Here is a 19,548-nt window from a genome sequence, read left to right as displayed (position 1 = left end):
GTTCAGGTCACCCGCTCCGCCGTCGCGATCCGCCATCCCGCGGGGCCCGCCTCCAGGGTCATCCGCACCTCCGCGTCGCCGCGGCCCAGCAGCGACCGCAGCGCCGGCCCGTCGACGTCCGCGGCCGGCACGACCGCGTAGGGCGGCCATCGGTCGACCACGCGCAGGGTCACCCGGCCATCGGCGGCCGAGCCGTCGAGGACGGCCGCGCTGACCACCTCGGGGGCGAAGCCGCGGAGCACCTGGCCGGCGGTCTCGAGGCCCTCGACGGTGTCCCGGTCGGCGGCGAGGAGGGTGCTGCCGGGGACGTACACCTCGTCGAGCAGGGGCACGGATCCGGTGGTCAGGGCCTCCACCCGCCGCTGGTAGAGCTCGGCGAGCCGGACCTGCCACTCCCCCTGCGGCTCCGCGGCGGCCTGCGGCGCGGGCGTCGGCGCGGCGGTGACCCCAGGCGTCTGCACGGCGGTGGCCTCCGGCGCGGGGGTGGTCTCCGGCGCGGGGCCGACCGACGGACCGGCGGCCGACGGACCCGTGGCCGACGGACCGGCGACGGACGGCCCGGCCGGCGACGGCGCGACTGCGGACGGGCCCGGCGCCGGCCGCGGCGCGCGTGGCGTGCCGGCGGCGCGGTCGGCCACGGCCGCCGGCTCGGGTGCCGGCGCACCGCCCCACCAGCCGCCCAGCAGCGCCACGATGGCCACGGCGGCGGCCACGGCGGCGGCCACGGCGGCCAGCACCGCGGCACGGCGCAGCAGCGGACCGGACGTCGCCAGCCGGGCTCGCAGCCCGGCGCGGTCGGCCGGCACCTCCTCGGGGACCCGCCGGTGCCGCCCCGGGACCTGGTGGGTGAGCTCGGTGCGCAGGCCGCGGCCGGTGCCGTCGGGCTCCTCGTCGGACACGCCGGCGCGCGGCAGCCGCACCGGCTCCGGACGGCAGGCGTGTCGCAGGTCCAGCGCCAGGGCGGCGGCCGACCCGCGGTCGTGCGGATCGGCCGAGAGCCCGCGGGCGATGACGGCGAGCAGGTCCGGTGGCGCGTCGGGGGCCAGCTCGGCGAGGTCCGGCGGCGTCCCGTCCGCGGCCACCCGCAGCCTGTCCGCCGGCGTCGCGGCGTTCCACGGTGCGACCCCGGTCAGCGCGTGGAAGGCCGCGGCGGCGACACCGAAGACGTCGGAGGCCGGTCCGGGTGCGCCACCGCGGGCCACGGTGGGGTCGACGTAGGCCGGCGTGAGCTCGCGGGCGGCCTCCTCACCCAGCACCCGCGCCACACCGAGGTCGGTGAGCACCGGTCGCCCCTCGGCCGTGAACACGACGTTGCCGGGCGAGAGGTCACCGTGCACCACCCCGCGCTCGTGCGCGTGAGCCAGCGCCGCGGCCACCGGAGCGAGGGCCGTGACCACCTCGCCAGGCCGCAGCCGGCCGCGGCGGGCCAACAGCGCGGCGAGGCTGCCGCCGGCCAGCAGGTCGAGCACCAGGGCCACGCGCGGCCGGCCGCCGCGACGGGGCTCGTGCACCACCTCGTGCAGCCGGACCAGGTGCGGGTGGTCGAGCTCCCCCAGCAACGCCGCCTCGCGCGCCTGTCGCTCGGCGTCCCCGGCGACCAACAGCTTGACGGCGACCGGCGGCCCACCGGACCGCGGCACCGCGCGCCACACCTCCCCGGAGCCGCCACGGCCGAGCAGCTCCTCGAGCCGGTAGCCGGGGACGACGGGCGCGGGAGGGGACGCGGGCATGGCGGGCACCGTAGGCGGACGGGCGGCCACTCCGCCGACGTCGTCCACAGGCACCGGCCGCGTCCACGGACCCGGCCCCGGACGGGTGGCACGACAGCGGGCGTCCTAGGTTCGGGCCATGCCACTGCCCGCCCGCGCCCAGGTCGTCGTCGTCGGGGCCGGGCTCGCCGGCCTGTCGGCGGCGGTCCGGCTGCGCGCCGCGGGCGTCGACGTGCACGTCGCCGAGGCAGCCCGCCACACCGGTGGCCGACTGGCCACCGAGCGGATCGACGGGTTCGTCGTCGACCGCGGCTTCCAGGTGCTCAACACCGGCTACCCGCGCGCCGCCGACCTCGACCTGGCGGCCCTCGACCTCGGCTGGTTCTGGCCGGGGGCGGTCGTGCGGGTCGACGGCCGGGCGTCGCGGGTGGTCGACCCGCGCCGGCGGCCCGCGGCGGCGCTCGACACGCTGTACGCGCCACTCGGGTCCCCGCTGCGCAAGGCCGCGATCGTCGCCTACTCGGCGCGGGCCGGCTACACACCGGTCCCCCGGCTGCTGCGGGAGCCGGAGACGACCGCCGAGGAGCGGCTGCGGCGGGCCGGCGTGGGCGACACGGCTCTCGAGCGCTTCTTCCGCCCCTTCCTCGCCGGGGTGCTGCTGGAGGACCGCCTGGAGACGTCGAGCCGGTACCTGGACCTGCTGTGGCGCAGCTTCGCCCGCGGCGCCATCGGCCTGCCGGCCCGGGGCATGCAGTCGGTCGGCGAGCAGCTGGCCGACCGGGTCGGCGCCGAGCGCCTGCACCTGGGCGTCCGGGTCACGGCCGTGGGCGGGGACGCGGTCACCACGGACGCCGGGCGCACCCGCGCCGACGCCGTCGTCGTCGCCACCGACCCCGCCACCGCCGCGGCGCTGGTGCCGGGGGTGACGGCGTCCGCGCCGCGCCGGGTGACCACCCACCTGCACGTGCTCCCCGCCTCCCCGTCCGGCGAGCCGCTGCTGGTCCTGGGCACGCCGAGCGGGCAGCTCGTCAACAGCGTCGTGCTCACCGACGCCCAGCCCGCCTACAGCCCCGACGGCCGGGCACTGGTCGCCAGCTCCAGCCTCGCCCCCACCCGCGAGGCCGACGTGCGAGCCGAGATCGCCGCCCTGCACGGCATCGGGACGGGCGACCTGGCACACCTCACCTCGGTGACCGTGCCGCAGGCCCAGCCGGCCGCCGTCCCGCCGCTGCACCTGCGCCAGCCGGTCGACCTGGGCGGCGGGCTGTACGTGGCCGGCGACCACCGCGACACCCCGTCCATCCAGGGCGCCATGGCCAGCGGGGCGCGGGCCGCCCGCGCCGTCCTGCGTGGCCTGCAGACCCGTCAGCGAGGAGCTGCCTGACCGTGCCGGCCACCGCCCCGACCATCCTCGCCACGAGCATCGGCTTCGACTCCCGGCGCCGTGGCCCCTACGACTGGGCACCGGGGCCGGTCTTCGACTTCGCCTTCCAGCTGGCGGGCGCGGCCGAGCGTCCGCGGCTGTGCTACCTCGGCACCGCCACCGGCGACGACCCGGTGCGGGTCGCCGGCGTGTACGGCGCCTTCGCCGGCAGCGGGGTGCAGGTCAGCCACCTGAGCCTCTTCCCCATGCCCACCGTCCCCGACGTCCGCGCGCACCTGCTCGCCCAGGACGTCGTCTGGGTCGGCGGCGGCAGCGTGGCGAACCTGCTCGCGGTGTGGCGGGTGCACGGGCTCGACGAGGTGTTCCGGGAGGTGTGGGAGGCCGGCGTCGTGCTGGGCGGGGTGTCGGCTGGGTCGCTGTGCTGGCACGTCGGCGGCACCACGGACTCCTACGGCCCCGACCTGCGCCCGGTCACGAACGGCCTCGGGCTGATCCCCACGTCCAACGGCGTCCACTACGACTCCGAGGAGCAGCGCCGTCCGCTCTACCACCGCCTGGTCGCCGACGGCACGCTGCCCGGCGGGCACGCCACCGACGACGGCGTGGGCCTGGTCTACCGCGGCACCGGACTCGTCGAGGCGGTCGCCGACCGGCCCGACAAGGCCGCCTACCGGGTGGCGCGCGGCCCCGACGGCACCGCGGTGGAGACCCGCATCGAGCCCCGCCGGCTGCGCTGACCGGCCCCGCCCGGGCGCCCCGGGGCTCGCGGAGGTCGGGGAGGACCGGGGTCCTCCCCCGGTGAGGGCAGGTGGCCCCTGCAGGGTCCCGCCGCGAGCCCGCGGGGGGGCGGCGGGCCTTCACTAGGCTGGGGACGTGAGCGAACTGCGGGTGGTCCGGGCGGGCACGGTCCCCTACGAGGAGGCGTGGGCACTGCAGCGCGAGCTGCACGCGGCCCGGGTCGCCGACGAGGGCCCCGACACGCTGTTGCTGCTGGAGCACCCGCCGGTCTACACCGCGGGCAAGCGCACCGAGCCGCACGAGCGTCCGTTCGACGGCACCCCGGTCATCGACGTGGACCGTGGCGGCAAGATCACCTGGCACGGCCCCGGCCAGCTCGTCGGCTACCCGATCGTCCGGTTGGCCGACCCGGTCGACGTCGTCGCCCACGTGCGGCGCCTGGAGGCGGCGCTCATCGAGGTCTGCGACGGTCTCGGCCTGGCCACCGAGCGGATCGAGGGGCGCAGCGGCGTGTGGGTGCGCGCCGACCGGGCGGGCGGGCAGAGACACCGCCCGGACCGCAAGGTCGCCGCCATCGGGGTCCGGGTGGCCAGGGGCGTGACCATGCACGGGTTCGCGCTCAACTGCGACCCCGACATGTCGGCGTTCGGCAACATGATCCCCTGCGGGATCGTGGACGCCGGCGCCACCTCGCTCACGACCGAGCTCGGCCGCGACGTGACCGTCGCCGAGGTCATCGACCCGGTCGAGCAGGCGGTGCGCGAGGTGCTGACGACAGCGTCGCCCTACCGGGCGACACCGCGGCCAGGAGCCGTTCCCCTGCCCGGCTGAGCCGCCGGCCCCGTCCAGAGGCTCGCCCCGAGCCCCGACGGCCCCCTTGCAGGGTCCCGTCGCGAGCCTGCGAGTGGCGAGTGGCGGGGGGCAAGGGGGTCCTTCACGAGGGGGACGGGGTCCTTCAGCCCACGACGAAGTTGACCAGCCGGCCGGGGACGGCGACGACGCGGCGCACCGTCTTCCCGTCCAGGTGCGCTGCCACCTTCTCGTCGGCGCGGGCAGCGGCCTCCAGCGCGGCGGCGTCAGCGTCCGCCGGCACGGTCACCTGGGCCCGAACCTTTCCGTTGACCTGGACGGCGACCTGCACGGTGTCCTCGACCAGCCACCGCTCGTCAGCGACCGGGAACGGCTCCCATGCGCAGGAGCCGTCGTGTCCCAGCCGCGTCCAGAGCTCGTCGGCCATGTGCGGGGCCAGGGGCGCGACCAGCAGCACCAGGGGCCCGACGACGGAGCGCGGCACCGGGGACTCGGCGCCGTACGCCTGCGTCAGGTGATTGGTCAGCTCGGTGATCCGGGCGATGGCGATGTTGAACCGCAGCGTCGAGAACCCGTCGCGGACGCCTGCGATCGCGCGGTGCAGCGCGCGCAGCGTCTCTTCGGCCGGCTCGACGTCGTCGGCCGCGCGCACCGCTCCGGTCCGCTCGTCGACGACCACCCGCCAGATCCGCTGCAGCAGGCGCTGTGACCCCACGACCGCCTTGGTCTCCCACGGCCGCGACTGGTCCAGCGGCCCGGTCGACATCTCGTAGACGCGGAAGGTGTCGGCGCCGTAGGCGCCGATCATCTCGTCCGGCGTCACCATGTTCTTCAGGCTCTTGCCGATCTTCCCGTACTCGCGGTTGACCGGCTCGCCCTCGTAGAAGAACCGGCCGTCCTTCTCCTCCACATCGGCCGCGGGCACGTAGAAGCCGCGCTCGTCGGTGTAGGCGAAGGCGGAGATGTAGCCCTGGTTGACCAGCCGGCGGAACGGCTCCTCGCTGGAGACGTGGCCCAGGTCGTGCAGCACCTTGTGCCAGAACCGCGCGTACAGCAGGTGCAGGACGGCGTGCTCGACCCCGCCGACGTAGAGGTCCACGCCGCCGACGTCCCCGTCGCCGCGCGGGCCCAGCCAGTACCGCTCCAGCTCCGGGTCGACCATCCGCTCGTCGTCGGCGGGGTCCAGGTAGCGCAGGTAGTACCAGCACGACCCCGCCCAGTTGGGCATCGTGTTGGTCTCGCGCCGGTACTTGCGCGGCCCGTCGCCCAGGTCCAGCTCGACCGTCGTCCACTCCGTGGCCCGTGACAGCGGCGGCTCGGGCGAGGAGTCGGCGTCGTCGTCGGCGAAGGTCTTGGGCGAGTAGTCGTCGACCTCGGGCAGGAGCACCGGCAGCATCGACTGCGGGACGGCGACCGGCAGGTCGTTCTCGTCGTAGACGATCGGGAAGGGCTCGCCCCAGTAGCGCTGCCGGCTGAACAGCCAGTCGCGCAGCTTGTAGGTCGTCGTCGCCTCGCCGTGGCCGTGCTCGACCAGCCAGTCGGTGATGGCGGCGATCGCGGTGGCCTTGTCCAGGCCGTTCAGCGAGATCTCGTCGTTGGCCGAGTTGATCATCGGGCCGGCGCCCGTGTACGCACCGCCGTCGAAGCCTTCCGGCGGCTGCACCGTCCGGATCACCGGCAGCCCGAACCTCTCCGCGAACTCGAAGTCGCGGATGTCCTCACCGGGCACGGCCATGATCGCGCCGGTGCCGTAGCCCATCAGCACGTAGTCGGCGACGAACACCGGCAGGTCACGGCCGTTGACGGGGTTGACGGCGGTGACGCCCAGCCAGACGCCGGTCTTGTCCCGGCCCTCGGTCTGCCGCTCCAGCTCCGACCGCCGGGACGCCTCGCGCCGGTAGGCGTTCACGGCCTCCGCCGGGCTGGCCGCCCCACCGGTCCACCGCGGATCGACGTCCGCCGGCCAGGCGGACGCGGTCAGCGCATCGACCAGCGGGTGCTCCGGCGCCACCACCATGTACGTCGCGCCGAACAGCGTGTCCGGCCGCGTGGTGAAGACCTCGATCGTCTCGCTGCCGCAGGAGAACCCGATCCGCGCACCGGTCGAGCGGCCGATCCAGTTGCGCTGCATCAGCTTCAGGGAGTCCGACCAGTCCAGCCGGTCCAGGTCGTCCAGCAGCCGGTCGGCGTAGGCGGTGATCCGCATCATCCACTGGGTCAGCGGACGCCGGAACACCGGGAAGTTGCCCCGCTCGGAGCGCCCGTCGGCGGTGACCTCCTCGTTGGACAGCACCGTCCCCAGACCGGGGCACCAGTTCACCGGCGCCTGGTGCAGGTAGGCCAGCCGGTGCGCGTCGACGACCTTGCGCTGCTCGACCTCGTCCAGCTCACCCCAGGGACGGCCGGACGGGTTGGTGCCGATGGCGGGCGCACGGGTGCCCGCGTCCAGCTCGGCCACCAGCTCCTCGATGCGGCGGGCCTTGCCGCCGGCCTCGTCGAACCAGGAGCCGAAGATCTGCAGGAAGATCCACTGGGTCCACTTGTAGTAGCCCGGGTCGATCGTGGCGAAGCTGCGGCGGTCGTCGTGGTCGACGCCCAGCCGGCGCAGCTGCGCCCTGATCGCCGCGATGTTGGCCTCGGTGGTGACCCGCGGGTGCTGCCCGGTCTGGACGGCGTACTGCTCGGCGGGCAGGCCGAAGGCGTCGTACCCCATCGGGTGCAGCACGTTGTCGCCGTCCATGCGGCGGAACCGGCTGGTGACGTCGGTGCCCAGGTACCCCAGCGGGTGACCGACGTGCAGCCCGGCGCCCGAGGGATACGGGAACATGTCCATCGCGAAGTACTTGGGCCGGTCGGCGACCTTCTCGAAGCCCTCGGACAGCCGGCCGGTCGGGTTCGGGGTGTGGAACGTCCCCTCGGCCTCCCAGCGGTCCTGCCAGGCGAGCTCGATCCGCTGCGCCAGGGCGGGCGTGTAGCGGTACGGCGGGACGTCCCCCACCGGCTCGACACTCGGCTGGTCGGCCGTCTGGCTCATCGTCGTGCTCCTGGTCCTCGAGGCTCGTACCGGCGGCGAACAGCAAAAGACCCCTCACGCAGGAGGGGTCGCCGTGCTGACTGGGGGTCTCAGGTCAGCACGGCCGCGCAAGCAGGAGCCGCCTGGTCACGCCTCGATCGTACCGCGCGCGGCCACCCGGCCCGGGCTCACCCGCAGTGGGGAGAACGCGCGGGTCGGGTGGAGCCCGGCTGCGCTCCGGCCGATGTCGGTCACGTGCGACCCACCCGGCACACCGCCGCCCCGTCCCGCCGCGCCCTCACGCTGACGCTGGCGGCCCTGGCCCTGTTCAGCACCGGGGTGTGGAGCCGTCCGGACGGCGAGGCGTGGGCGGTCGCCTACGACCTCGTCCTCTACAACCTCGTGTACGTCGGGGCCGCCCTGGTCTGCGCCGCCGCGGCCCGCCGCGCGCAGGCCGACCGGATGGCCTGGCGGGCGATGACGGCCTCCCTCGTCTGGGGCCTCGTGGGCAACCTGGTCTACAGCCTGGTGGTCGCGCCGATGGCCGAGGAGCCGTTCCCGTCGGTCGCCGACGCCTGCTTCCTCGTCTACTACGTCCCGCTCTACGTCGCGCTGATCGGGTTGATCCGCGCCCGCGTCGCGCGGTTCCACGCCAGCATGTGGCTCGACGGCGTCGTCGGCGCCCTCGGGGCGGGCGCCGTCGCGGTCGCCGTCCTGCTGGGTCCGGCCCTCGAGGTCACCGAGGGCGATGTCGCCGCCGTGCTCACCAGCCTCGCCTACCCGGTGGCGGACGTCGTCCTGCTGGCCCTGCTGGTCGGCGTGAGCGCGATGCTGGGTGTCCGGCGCGAGCGCACGCTGCTGCTCGTCGGCGCCGCGATCGCGGCCAACCTGGTCGGTGACATCGTCTACCTGGACCTCGCCACCGCGGGCGTCTACGTCGAGGGCGGGCCGCTCGACCTCGCCTGGCTCTCCGCGATGGCGCTGTTCGCGCTGGCCGCGCACAGCAGCGACCCGGACGCCGTCCGGGCATCGGCTCAGGCCGGCGCACGGGCGGGCACACGGGTGGGCTGGCGCGTCCTGGCTCTGCCCCTGGCCTGCAACCTGGCCAGCCTGGTGATCCTCGCCGCCGGCTACGGCGACCGGTTCTCCTCCGCGGCCGCCTGGCTCGCCGTGGGCTGCGTGGTCGCCGCGCTGGCCCGCACCGCGATCACCTTTCGCGAGGTCCGCGCCTTCAACGAGGTCCGCGAGCAGGCCCTGACCGACGAGCTGACCGGCCTGCCCAACCGGCGGGCGCTGATGGACGAGGCCCGCCGGATGCTGACCACCGCCAGCGCCCGCCGCCCCGCCGCCCTGCTGCTGCTCGACCTGGACGGCTTCAAGGAGGTCAACGACAGCCTGGGGCACCACGCCGGCGACAGCCTGCTGCGCCTGGTCGGGCCCCGGCTGCACGGCGCGCTGCGCGGCTCGGACACGCTGGCCCGGCTCGGCGGTGACGAGTTCGCCGTCCTGCTGCCCGACGTCACCCTCGACGAGGCGCAGGAGCGGGCCGTGGGACTCCGCGAGCTGCTGCTGCAGCCGTTCACCGTCGAGGGGACCCGCCTGCACGTGGGCGTGAGCATCGGGGTCGCGACCGCCCCGGTCCCCGCCGCGACGGTGCAGGAGCTGCTCCGCTGCGCCGACGTCGCGATGTACGCCGCCAAGAGCAGTCGGGACGGCGTGCGCGCCTACGTCCCCGACCCGAACGGCGGCACGGGTGACCGGCTGCACACCATGGAGGAGTTGCGGACGGCGCTGGACGAGGGCGGCCAGCTGCTGGTCCACCTCCAGCCGCAGGTCGATCTCTCCGACGGACGGGTCGCGGGCGTCGAGGCCCTCGTCCGCTGGCAGCACCCGACGCGGGGACTGCTCTCCCCCGCGCACCTGCTCCCTGCCGCGGAGCAGGCCGGTCTGCTCCGCCCGCTGACCGACACCGTCCTGGAGCTCTCCCTGCAGGCGGTCGCCGGCTGGTGGGAGTCCACGCGCGTGCCGGTCTCGGTGAACCTGTCGGCGGCGAACGTCTCCGATCTCGACCTGCCCAGCAAGGTGGCGGTCGCCCTGCTGCGGCACGGACTGCCCACCCAGGCGCTGACCCTGGAGCTGGTGGAGGACACCCTGATGGCCGACCCCGAGCGGGGCCGGACCGTGCTCGGCGAGCTGCGCCGCCTGGGCATCCGGACGTCGATCGACGACTACGGCACCGGCTACAGCTCGCTGGCCTACCTGCGGCACCTGCCGGCCGACGAGCTCAAGCTCGACCGGAGCCTGACCCTGGACGTCGGCCGGGACCACCGAGCGGCCGCGATCGTGCGGCACACGGTGGCGCTGGCCCACGACCTGGGGCTCAGCCTCGTCGCCGAGGGCGTGGAGGACGAGGCGACCGGCCGGGCGCTGGCGGCGCTCGGCTGCGATGTCGCCCAGGGCTACGCGATCGCCCGCCCGATGCCGGTCGACGCGTTCGTCCGCTGGTTGGCGGACCGGGCGCACGTGCCGGTACAGCCGCTGTAACGGCTCCGCACCCCCGTCCCGCGCAGGTGTGTCGCCGTCACCGCGACACCGTGCGGCCGCTCCCCGGAGATCGCACTCGGGGGTGTGCCGTCCGCGGTGACCGGGCAGGATGGCCGCCGACACGATCAACCGGAGGTGCATCCCGTGTTCCGCAAGAAGACGCACGGCCAGATCATCGGCGAGGAGCTGCAGGAGGGCCTCGCCCACATCGGCACGGCGGTGGCGGAGGCCCGGCAGGCAGCGGCGGAACAGCTCGCACCGCGGGTGGAGGCCGCCCGCGAGGCGAGCGGCCCGGCGCTGGACGCCGCCATGGCCGCGGTCGCGCCCAGGGTCGCCGCCGCGGTGGCCGTCGCCGCGCCCGCGGTCGAGGCGGCCCGCGAGGCGCTCGGCCCACGCGTGGAGGTCGCCCGCGACGCGGCCACCAGGGCCGCCGCGGACCTCGCCCCCCGGGTGGAGGCCGCCCGTGAGGCGCTGTCCCCTCGGGTCGAGGCCGCCCGTGACGCCGCGGTGCCCCACCTGACCGCCGCGGTGGCCGCCGCCCAGGCCGCCGCCACCAGGGCCGTCGCCGACCTCACCCCCCGCGTCGAGGCAGCCCGCGGTGCGGCGCAGAAGACGCTGGCGACGGACGTCGTCCCCCGGCTGACCGCCGCGCAGGCCGCCACGCTGGCCTACGCGGCACCCCGGGTGATCGCCGCCCGCGAGGCGGTGACGCCGGTCCTGGAGAGCACCCGCGAGTCGCTCTCCTCGGGGCTGGGCAGCGCCCGCGATGAGTTTGACCTGCGTCGTCTCGAGCTCGCCGCCCTCACGGCCAATGCCGCGAAGAAGCGCGGTCAGCTGGAGAAGGCGGCGGCGAAGAAGCGCCGAGAACTGGAGAGGAAGGCCGCGAAGGCGGGTAAGGGAGTGGGGCGGAAGGTCGGGATCGAGCCCCGGCCACGGCGCTGGCCGTGGCTGCTCGCCGTCCTCGGCATCGCCGCCGCCGTGGCGGTGGTGCTGCGCCGCCGCAGCGGCTCCGACGACCTGTGGACCCCCGCCCCCACCGGCGACGGGCCCGTGCCGAGCTACCGAGAGGACCCCGTGCCCAGTTCCCCGAGCAACTCCGGCAAGACCGTCTCGTCCGCCCAGATGACGCCGGGCGACGCCACCCCACCGGACACCGACGCCGGGTCGTGGGCGCAGCAGTCGGTCCCCTCCGAGAGCCCCGGCTCCAGCACTCCCGACACCGCGACGACGAGTTCGAACGACCCGGCCCTGGACACCGCCACGGCCTCGCCGGACGACCAGCCGCAGACCGGTACCGCCGGTCTGGGCTCCGACGCGGACGACGAGCGCAACCCGTCGAGCTGACCGCGACCCGCCCCTGAGCAGCAACGCCCGCCTCGGTCGAGGCGGGCGTTGCCGTTCCCGGGGGTACCGTGGCCGATCATGAGCGAGACGGTGGCCCCGACCCCCTCCACCGACACCCCCGCGGCGCCCTCCGGGCGCAAGCTGCTGCGCCTCGAGGTCCGCAACAGCCAGGTCCCGATCGAGCGCAAGCCCGAGTGGATCAAGACCCGGCTCAAGACCGGCCCGGAGTACACCGAGCTGAAGTCGCTGGTCCGCCGTGAGGGCCTGCACACCGTCTGCGAAGAGGCCGGCTGTCCCAACATCTACGAGTGCTGGGAGGACCGCGAGGCGACCTTCCTCATCGGTGGGGACCAGTGCACCCGGCGGTGCGACTTCTGCCAGATCGACACCGGCAAGCCCGCCGACTTCGACGCCGACGAGCCGCGGCGGGTCGCCGAGAGCGTGGCCACCATGCAGCTGCGCTACGCCACGGTCACCGGCGTCGCCCGCGACGACCTGCCCGACGGCGGCGCTTGGCTCTACGCCGAGACGGTGCGGCAGATCCACGCCGCCGTCCCCGGCTGTGGCGTCGAGCTGCTCATCCCCGACTTCAACGCCGACCCGGACCAGCTGGCGGAGGTCTTCTCCTCCCGGCCCGAGGTGCTCGCGCACAACGTCGAGACCGTGCCGCGCATCTTCAAGCGGATCCGCCCCGGCTTCCGGTTCGAGCGGTCGCTGGAGGTCCTCACCGCCGCCCGCGAGGCCGGCCTGGTCACCAAGTCCAACCTCATCCTCGGCATGGGCGAGGAGCCCGACGAGGTCGTCGAGACGATGCGGGCGCTGCACGAGGCGGGCTGCGACCTGCTGACGATCACCCAGTACCTGCGCCCCTCACCGCGGCACCACCCCGTCGTCCGCTGGGTCAAGCCCGACGAGTTCGTCGGCTTCCAGCAGGCGGCCGAGGAGATCGGCTTCCCCGGCGTGCTCGCCGGGCCGCTGGTGCGCAGCTCCTACCGGGCCGGCCGGCTGTACCAGCAGGCCGTCGAGGCCCGCGGGCTGACCCGCTCGATCTGAGGACGTCGCGGCCGGTCCGCGGGGACCGGCCGCTGGCGGCCCTATCCTGGGGACATGGCACGCAGCAGGCCCACCGACCCCTCCGCGCCGCCCGGCACCGGCAAGGCCGCCACCGGGCCCGGTCCCCGGGGCCGCGGCCGGGGCGCCACCAAGGCCGGCGGGGACGGCCGGCCCAAGGTCGGCCGGCTCAAGAGGGTCGGCAACCAGGTCCGCATGATCAAGCAGGCCTACTCCCTGACCCGGAAGAACGACCCCAAGCTGCCCTGGGTCATGCTCATCGCCTTCGTGGCGGTGGCCGCGGTCATCGAGCTGATCGCCATCCTCTTCGGGGCGCCGTTCCTCTTCCTGCCCATCGCGATCCTCTTCGGCGCGCTGGCCGCGATGATCGTCTTCGGCCGCCGCGCGCAGGGCTCGGCCTACCGCCAGGTCGAGGGCCAGGCCGGTGCCGCGGCGTGGGTCCTCGAGGGCATGCGCGGCGACTGGCAGGTCAACGCCGGCGTCGCGGGCACCACGCAGCTCGACGCCATCCACCGGGTGCTGGGCCGCCCGGGCGTGATCCTGGTCGGCGAGGGGTCGCCGTCGCGGGTGCGCCCGCTGCTGGCCCAGGAGAAGAAGCGCATCGCCCGGATCGCCGGTGACGCCCCCATCTACGACGTCCTGGTCGGCGACGAGGAGGGCCAGGTGCCGCTGCGCAAGCTCAGCGCCCACGTGATGAAGCTGCCGCGCAACCTCTCCGGCGGAGAGCTCAACGCGCTGCGCAAGCGGGTCGCCGCGCTCGGCGGCGCGCGGATGCCGGTGCCCGGCGGCCCCCTCCCCGGCGGCCGGCAGATGACCGTCAGCCAGCGCCAGGTCCGCCGCAGGTAGGCCGGAGGCTCCCGCGAGCGAGCGAGCGAGCGAGCGAGCGCCGGGCTGGGCTCAGCGGTGGCCGGGGACGGCTCCTGGCCGCGGCGGCCACCGGCGGCCCCCCGCGAGGCGGTGCGAGGAGTGGGGGCCGGAGGCTCCCGCGAGCGAGCGCCGGGCTGGGCTCAGCGGTGGCCGGGGACGGCTCCTGGCCGCCGTGCGATCCGGAGGATCGCCAAGAACTCAGTCCCGGACGACGGCGGTGTCGGTCAGCCGGTCGTGCAGCCCGCGGCCGTCGGCGTCCACCACGAGCGCGGGCACGAGCAGCATGAGCAACCCCGTCCGGACGACGGCCCGCCACAGCGCCAGCCGCTCGCCCGCCCGCGGGTGCGCCAGCCGCAGCCCCAGGAGCCGCATCCCCGGGGTCTGGCCGAAGGCCACGAGCGTGCCCACGGTGATCACCCCGAACGGCAGAAGGCTCCAGTTGCCGGGCAACGAGGGCGCGGTGACCAGGCCCGCGACCAGTGCCGCGGCCACGGCGTCGACGAGGAAGGCGCCGATCCGGGAGCTGAAGGAGGCCAGCGAGCCGGGCCCGGCGGCGGGCAGACCCAGTGCGGCGCCGCGCGGGCGTTGCTGAGAGGGTGGCTGCGCGTCCCCGACCATGGCCTTCAGCGTAGGAGGCGCCTGCAGGACGCCTGCCCGACCGGCGGGAACGTCGACGGCGACACGCCGTGGGGCGTTGTTACCGGCCCGAAACACTCGAGACACCCGAGGGCAACCGCCCGCTCGTAGGTTCGTCACCGGCTGTCCGCCCCAACCCGGAGGATCGATGTTCACCAGTCCCGACGAGGTCGCCACCTACATCCGCGACAACGACGTCGAGTTCGTCGACGTCCGCTTCTGCGACCTGCCCGGCGTCATGCAGCACTTCACGATCCCCGCGTCGACGTTCGGCGAGGACACGTTCTCCGAGGGTCTCGGGTTCGACGGCTCCTCGATCCGCGGCTTCCAGGCGATCAACGAGTCGGACATGCTCCTGCTCCCCGACGCCAACAGCGCCTTCGTGGACCCGTTCCGCAAGCACCGCACGCTCAACATCAACTTCTTCATCCACGACCCGATCACCCGCGAGGCCTACAGCCGTGACCCGCGGAACGTGGCGAAGAAGGCCGAGGCGTATCTCGCCAGCAGCGGCATCGCCGACGCCGCCTACTTCGGCCCGGAGGCGGAGTTCTACGTCTTCGACTCGGTCCGGCACTCGACCGGCATCAACGAGGGCTACTACCACATCGACGCGGTCGAGGGCTCCTGGAACTCCGGCTCGCTGACCGGCGAGAACGGCGGCCCGAACCTGGGCTACAAGACCCGCCCCAAGGGCGGCTACTTCCCGGTCGAGCCCTACGACCACCAGAGCGACCTGCGCGCCGACATGATGCTCAACCTGACCCGCGCGGGCCTCGAGCTCGAACGCGGCCACCACGAGGTGGGCACCGGCGGCCAGGCCGAGATCAACTACAAGTTCGACACGCTGCTGCGCTCGGCCGACAGCCTGATGCTGTTCAAGTACATCGTTAAGAACACCGCCTGGGCCGCCGGCAAGACCGCCACCTTCATGCCCAAGCCCCTCTACGGCGACAACGGCTCGGGCATGCACTGCCACCAGTCGCTCTGGAAGGACGGCGAGCCGCTCTTCCACGCCGAGACCGGCTACGCGGGCCTGTCCGACACCGCCCGCCACTACATCGGCGGCCTGCTGGCCCACGCTCCGTCGCTGCTGGCCTTCACCAACCCGACGGTGAACAGCTACCACCGCCTGGTGCCCGGCTACGAGGCCCCGATCAACCTGGTCTACTCGGCCCGCAACCGCTCGGCCTGCTGCCGCATCCCGATCTCCGGCGACAGCCCCAAGGCCAAGCGCATCGAGTTCCGCGTGCCCGACCCGTCGGCCAACCCCTACCTCGCCTTCTCGGCGATGCTGATGGCCGGCCTCGACGGCATCAAGAACAAGATCGAGCCGCCGGCGCCGGTCGACAAGGACCTCTACGAGCTGCCGCCCGAGGAGGCCCTCGGCATCGAGAAGGTGCCGGCCTCGCTGGACGCCGTCCTCGACCGGCTCGAGGTCGACCACGAGTACCTGGTCGACGGCGGGGTGTTCACCCCCGACCTGATCGAGACGTGGATCGAGTACAAGCGGGAGAACGAGATCGACCCGATCCGGCTGCGCCCGCACCCGCACGAGTTCGCGATGTACTACGACATTTGACCTGCGCGGTCCTCGTCGCGGCCCCCGTCCTCCCCGCGAGGACGGGGGCCGCGGTGCGTCCGCGGCACCAGGCGGCCCGGCCGCCCGGCAGCGACCCCCGGTACCGTGCAGGTCGATGTGTCATTTCCCGGGGACGAGGTCGTCCGGGACGATCCGAGTCGTCCGGACCTCGTCGCCGCGGGTCCAACAGCGAGAAGGCGAGAGTTCATGACCACCGACGGCAACCGCAGCAGCGTGGCCGTGATCGGCGCCGGCCCCGCCGGGCTGACCGCTGCCTACGAGCTGGTCCGTCGCCAGGTGCCGGTCACCGTGCTGGAGGGTGACTCGATGGTGGGCGGGATCAGCCGCACCGCCGAGCGGGAGGGCTGGCGCTTCGACATCGGCGGTCACCGGTTCTTCACCAAGGTCCCCGAGGTGGAGGCCCTCTGGCACGAGATCCTCCCCGACGAGGACTTCCTGCTCCGGCCGCGGATGAGCCGCATCTTCTACGACGGCAAGCTCTACGACTACCCGCTCAAGGCCGGCAACGCCCTCGGCAACCTCGGCCCGGTCGAGGCGGTGCGGTGCGTGGCGTCCTACCTGTGGGCGCGGATCCGCCCGCCGAAGAACCAGGACACCCTCGAGGGCTGGATCGTCGCCCGCTTCGGCAAGCGCCTCTACGAGCACTTCTTCAAGACCTACAACGAGAAGCTCTGGGGCGTCCCGGTCGACCAGCTGCCGGCCGACTTCGCCGCCCAGCGGATCAAGAACCTTTCGCTGACCGGCGCGGTGATCAACGCGCTGACCCCCAAGCGCAACCAGAAGGAGATCACCTCTCTCATCGAGGAGTTCCAGTACCCCAAGTACGGGCCCGGGATGATGTGGGAGACCGCGGCGCGCAAGGTGCAGGAGCGCGGCGGCACGGTGGTCATGGAGGAGAAGGTCCGCACCGTGCACTGGGAGCCCGGTCGCGGGGTCACCGGCCTGACCACGGAGGTCACCGGCGGCTACGGCTCCGGCGCGGGCGCACCCGACGCCAGCCGCACCGACATCGGCGCCGAGAAGCACTACGAGGCCGACCAGGTCATCAGCTCGATGCCGTTCTCCTCGTTGGTGCACGCCCTCGACCCCAAGCCCCCGGCGGAGGTGCTGGCGGCGGCCGACGGCCTGAAGTACCGGGACTTCCTCACCGTGGCGCTCGTGCTCCCGGTCGAGGCGGGCTTCCCGGACAACTGGATCTACATCCACTCCCCCGACGTCCAGGTCGGCCGCATCCAGAACTTCGGCTCGTGGTCGCCGTACCTGGTCAAGGACGGGCGCACCTGCCTGGGCCTGGAGTTCTTCGTCAACGTCGGCGACGACACCTGGAACCGGTCCGACGAGGAGCTCATCGCCCAGGGCGCCCGCGAGCTCGAGCAGCTGGGGCTGGCCGAGGCCGCTGACGTCGAGCGCGGCTTCGTCGTCCGGATGCCGAAGGCCTACCCCTTCTACGACGCCGGGTACAAGGACAACGTCGAGGTCATCCGGCGCTGGATGGAGACGAACACGCCGAACCTGCACCCGGTCGGGCGCAACGGCATGTTCCGCTACAACAACCAGGACCACTCGATGATGACGGCGATGCTGACCGTCCAGAACATCGCCGACGGCACCAAGCACGACATCTGGGACGTCAACGTGGAGGAGGACTACCACGAGGAGGTCTCGTCGAAGCGCTCGGACGCCACGGCGGACGACCACGGGAGTCCCCGCCCCACCGCGGCGTGACGCAGGCACCCGGCGCCCGCCGCCGGCCGGAGTCCCTCGAGGACCCCGCGCCGGCGGCGGGCGCGTCCGCGTCCGGGGTGGCTGACGCCCCGCGTCCCGGACCGGTGGCCCGCGCGCTGCGGCTGGTCCGCCGGCACGCCGTCTTCCTCGTCGTGCTCGCCCTCGCCGCGGTCGCGCGCGGCTACGTGACCGCGGCGTACTCGACGGCGCTGTGGTTCCCCGACTCGGGCACCTACGTCGACCGGGCCGAGTGGGTCGAGCCCGCCGTCGACCGGCCGTGGGGCTACTCGGCCTTCCTGGCCCTGCTGAACCCGGTCACCACGTTCCGCGAGGTGGCGATCGTCCAGCACGTGCTCGGCCTGGCGGTCGTGGTGCTGGTCTACGCGCTGCTGCAGCGCCGCGGCGTCCCCCGCTGGCTGAGCCTGCTCGCCGTCCTGCCGCTGGGGTTCGACGCCTACCTGCTTAACGTCGAGCACTTCATCCTGGCCGAGACGCTCTTCGTGTTCCTCATGGCCGTCGCGCTGGTGCTCCTGCTGGTCCGTGAGCGGCCGGGACCCCCGCTGGTCGCGGCGGTCGGCGCCGTCCTGGGCCTGCTGACGCTCACCCGCACGGTGGGGCTGTTTCTCGTCGGCGTGGTGTTCGTCTACCTCGTCGTCCGGCTGCTGGTCCGGACGCTGCGCTGGCCGGCGGTCGTGGCGTTCCTCGGCGGCGTCGCGGCGGTGCTGGTGCCCTACGCCGCCTGGTTCGGCAGCGTGCACGGCTCGTTCGGGCTCACCGACTACACCGGCCACTTCCTCTACGGGCGGGTCGCCACCTTCGTCCAGTGCGAGGAGCTGGACGTGCCCGAGCGGCTGCAGCCGCTGTGCCCAGACCTGCCGCCCGAGGAGCGCCGCCCCGGCGACCAGTTCGTCTGGTTCGCCGACAGCCCGGCCAACGCCGTGGTCGACGGCGAGCGGGTGTGGTCGGAGGAGGAGCTCGCGGAGTTCGCCACGATCGCGATCGCTGGGCAGCCGTGGGACTACCTCCGCCAGCTGCTCTCCGAGACCGTGCACTACGTCGAGCCCGGCCGGGTCTCGGGCCCGCAGGACACCTGCCCGACGTGGTGGGCGTTCCCCCGGCCCGAGCCGGTGGAGCAGTACGACTGCACGCCGGTGCTCGCCCCCGGCCCCTTTGGCTACGACGAGGAGATGGTCGGCGACCTGCGCTCCTACCAGCGCTACTTCTACACACCCGGCCCGCTGCTCGGCGTGTGCATGCTGGTCGGCCTCGGTGCCCTCTTCCTGCGCCGGCGTGGGTGGCGGGACCGGCTGGACCCGGCGCTGCTGGCGCTGATCGGGCTCACCCTCATGGTGGGGCCCGCGGCGACCGCCTCGTTCGACTTCCGCTACGTGCTGCCCACGCTGGCCGTCCTGCCGCCGGCCGCCGCGCTGGCGCTGCGCGGGGTCACGCTGCGACGACGGCGGGAGGAGCCGGGCCCCGCGGAGGAGCCCCGTCCCGAGCCCGCGCCCGCGGCCGGCTGAGGGACCGAACCCCTGCAGCCCCGTCGCTGGCCCGGCCCCGTCCAGAGGCTCGCCGCGAGCCTCGTGAGGTGCTGGAACGGCCTCCCTGCAGGGTCCCGCCGCGAGCTGGCGAGTGGCGGGGGGCAGGGAGGTCCTTCTTCAGGCCGCGTCACCCTCCAGGTCGAGGTCGTCGAGACCGACCATGACCTCGTTGGCCTGCAGGGTCACCAGCCAGGCGAGTGCGTGGTCCTCCACCGGCCGGCCCGAGACGTCGGCGATCGCCTCGAGCTGGGCGGCGACCAGGCCGCGGGCGGCCTGGTAGACGTCCGCCGCGGTCACCGCCCTCCCCAGCTCGGCGAGCCAGAGCCGGCCGTCCCGCAGCACGCGGACCTCGGGCTGGGCGCCCACCCCGAGATCGGCAGCCGCGCTGGCGAGCAGGGACATGCCGGTGGACAGCTCGGTGCGGCGACGGTCGGGCGACGACGGCACGGACACGGGTGCCACCTCTCGGACGGGCCCGTGGGGCCACGGCAACGTGCCCCCGATCTCGGCAGCCCCGCGCGCCGGGTGGACGGGCTCCGCACATGGGTGTGACGCCGCGGGTT

Annotated in this window: 14 protein-coding genes; 10 read left to right on the top strand and 4 right to left on the bottom strand. The window is 74.2% G+C overall.

The features are described from left to right. Positions 1-2 precede the first annotated feature (2 nt). Complete coding sequence (locus BLW63_RS10685; protein WP_244522495.1) at positions 3-1,730, bottom strand: serine/threonine-protein kinase; 1,728 nt, start codon at positions 1,728-1,730, stop codon at positions 3-5. 118 nt (positions 1,731-1,848) lie between these two features. Here BLW63_RS10685 and BLW63_RS10680 point away from each other — a divergent pair, with 118 nt between their 5' ends. The 3 genes from BLW63_RS10680 (at position 1,849) to lipB (ending at position 4,662) form a co-directional block, all read left to right on the top strand. Continuing rightward, entirely contained in the window at positions 1,849-3,093 is a 1,245-nt protein-coding gene (locus BLW63_RS10680) for a protoporphyrinogen/coproporphyrinogen oxidase (protein ID WP_091155194.1), read from the top strand. A gap of 2 nt (positions 3,094-3,095) precedes the next feature. Then, on the top strand, positions 3,096-3,830 hold the full coding sequence (locus BLW63_RS10675; RefSeq protein ID WP_091155191.1) for a Type 1 glutamine amidotransferase-like domain-containing protein: 735 nt from the start codon (positions 3,096-3,098) through the stop codon (positions 3,828-3,830). 136 nt (positions 3,831-3,966) lie between these two features. Next, positions 3,967-4,662 (top strand): lipoyl(octanoyl) transferase LipB, encoded by a 696-nt coding sequence (lipB, locus tag BLW63_RS10670; RefSeq protein ID WP_091155188.1) that lies wholly within the window; start codon positions 3,967-3,969, stop codon positions 4,660-4,662. A gap of 124 nt (positions 4,663-4,786) precedes the next feature. Here the strand turns inward: lipB and leuS are convergent, their stop codons facing one another. Then, the gene (gene leuS / locus BLW63_RS10665) at positions 4,787-7,675 is read right to left on the bottom strand and encodes a leucine--tRNA ligase (RefSeq protein WP_091155185.1); all 2,889 of its coding nucleotides are present in this window, start codon (positions 7,673-7,675) and stop codon (positions 4,787-4,789) included. A 234-nt stretch (positions 7,676-7,909) separates the two neighbouring features. On the opposite strand from leuS, the gene BLW63_RS10660 reads away from it, so the two are divergent. The 4 genes from BLW63_RS10660 to BLW63_RS10645 all read left to right on the top strand — a co-directional run bounded on the left by BLW63_RS10660 (position 7,910) and on the right by BLW63_RS10645 (position 13,459). Then, positions 7,910-10,198, top strand: coding sequence for a putative bifunctional diguanylate cyclase/phosphodiesterase (locus BLW63_RS10660; RefSeq protein WP_091155181.1), 2,289 nt, complete (start codon positions 7,910-7,912; stop codon positions 10,196-10,198). A 144-nt stretch (positions 10,199-10,342) separates the two neighbouring features. Then, positions 10,343-11,542: a hypothetical protein gene (locus BLW63_RS10655; protein ID WP_091155178.1), complete on the top strand. Its 1,200-nt coding sequence runs from the start codon at positions 10,343-10,345 to the stop codon at positions 11,540-11,542. 78 nt (positions 11,543-11,620) lie between these two features. After that, positions 11,621-12,595, top strand: coding sequence for a lipoyl synthase (gene lipA / locus BLW63_RS10650; protein ID WP_091155175.1), 975 nt, complete (start codon positions 11,621-11,623; stop codon positions 12,593-12,595). A gap of 54 nt (positions 12,596-12,649) precedes the next feature. Beyond that, complete coding sequence (locus BLW63_RS10645; protein WP_091155172.1) at positions 12,650-13,459, top strand: DUF4191 domain-containing protein; 810 nt, start codon at positions 12,650-12,652, stop codon at positions 13,457-13,459. A 219-nt stretch (positions 13,460-13,678) separates the two neighbouring features. On the opposite strand, the gene BLW63_RS10640 is transcribed toward BLW63_RS10645, so the two are convergent. Further along, positions 13,679-14,098: an RDD family protein gene (locus BLW63_RS10640; protein WP_091155167.1), complete on the bottom strand. Its 420-nt coding sequence runs from the start codon at positions 14,096-14,098 to the stop codon at positions 13,679-13,681. Positions 14,099-14,264: 166 nt separating this feature from the next. Here BLW63_RS10640 and glnA point away from each other — a divergent pair, with 166 nt between their 5' ends. From glnA to BLW63_RS10625, 3 genes are all read left to right on the top strand, one after another. After that, positions 14,265-15,698: a type I glutamate--ammonia ligase gene (gene glnA / locus BLW63_RS10635; protein ID WP_091155163.1), complete on the top strand. Its 1,434-nt coding sequence runs from the start codon at positions 14,265-14,267 to the stop codon at positions 15,696-15,698. Positions 15,699-15,905: 207 nt separating this feature from the next. Then, positions 15,906-17,444 carry an NAD(P)/FAD-dependent oxidoreductase gene (locus BLW63_RS10630; RefSeq protein WP_091155155.1) on the top strand — a complete coding sequence of 513 codons (1,539 nt, stop codon included), beginning with the start codon at positions 15,906-15,908 and terminating at the stop codon, positions 17,442-17,444. Next, positions 17,441-18,964, top strand: a complete 1,524-nt coding sequence (locus tag BLW63_RS10625; protein WP_091155152.1) for a phospholipid carrier-dependent glycosyltransferase — start codon at positions 17,441-17,443, stop codon at positions 18,962-18,964. Before BLW63_RS10630 ends, BLW63_RS10625 begins: the two co-directional genes overlap by 4 nt. 138 nt (positions 18,965-19,102) lie before the next feature. Here BLW63_RS10625 and BLW63_RS10620 read toward each other — a convergent pair whose 3' ends face one another. Then, positions 19,103-19,438 (bottom strand): hypothetical protein, encoded by a 336-nt coding sequence (locus BLW63_RS10620; RefSeq protein ID WP_091155148.1) that lies wholly within the window; start codon positions 19,436-19,438, stop codon positions 19,103-19,105. Positions 19,439-19,548: the final 110 nt, after the last annotated feature.

The sequence above is a fragment of the Geodermatophilus africanus genome (assembly GCF_900107105.1).
Lineage (GTDB): Bacteria > Actinomycetota > Actinomycetes > Mycobacteriales > Geodermatophilaceae > Geodermatophilus > Geodermatophilus africanus.
Note: the sequence above shows the minus strand (reverse complement) of the source record. Positions and strands in the feature narration are given on the sequence as shown.

What these genes read in the sequence shown, in the direction of transcription:
- BLW63_RS10685 (WP_244522495.1), bottom strand. Translation starts at nt 1,730, where the DNA reads ATGCCCGCGTCCCCTCCCGCGCCCGTCGTCCCCGGCTACCGGCTCGAG.
- BLW63_RS10680 (WP_091155194.1), top strand. Translation starts at nt 1,849, where the DNA reads ATGCCACTGCCCGCCCGCGCCCAGGTCGTCGTCGTCGGGGCCGGGCTC.
- leuS (WP_091155185.1), bottom strand. Translation starts at nt 7,675, where the DNA reads ATGAGCCAGACGGCCGACCAGCCGAGTGTCGAGCCGGTGGGGGACGTC.
- lipA (WP_091155175.1), top strand. Translation starts at nt 11,621, where the DNA reads ATGAGCGAGACGGTGGCCCCGACCCCCTCCACCGACACCCCCGCGGCG.
- BLW63_RS10645 (WP_091155172.1), top strand. Translation starts at nt 12,650, where the DNA reads ATGGCACGCAGCAGGCCCACCGACCCCTCCGCGCCGCCCGGCACCGGC.
- BLW63_RS10640 (WP_091155167.1), bottom strand. Translation starts at nt 14,098, where the DNA reads ATGGTCGGGGACGCGCAGCCACCCTCTCAGCAACGCCCGCGCGGCGCC.
- glnA (WP_091155163.1), top strand. Translation starts at nt 14,265, where the DNA reads ATGTTCACCAGTCCCGACGAGGTCGCCACCTACATCCGCGACAACGAC.
- BLW63_RS10630 (WP_091155155.1), top strand. Translation starts at nt 15,906, where the DNA reads ATGACCACCGACGGCAACCGCAGCAGCGTGGCCGTGATCGGCGCCGGC.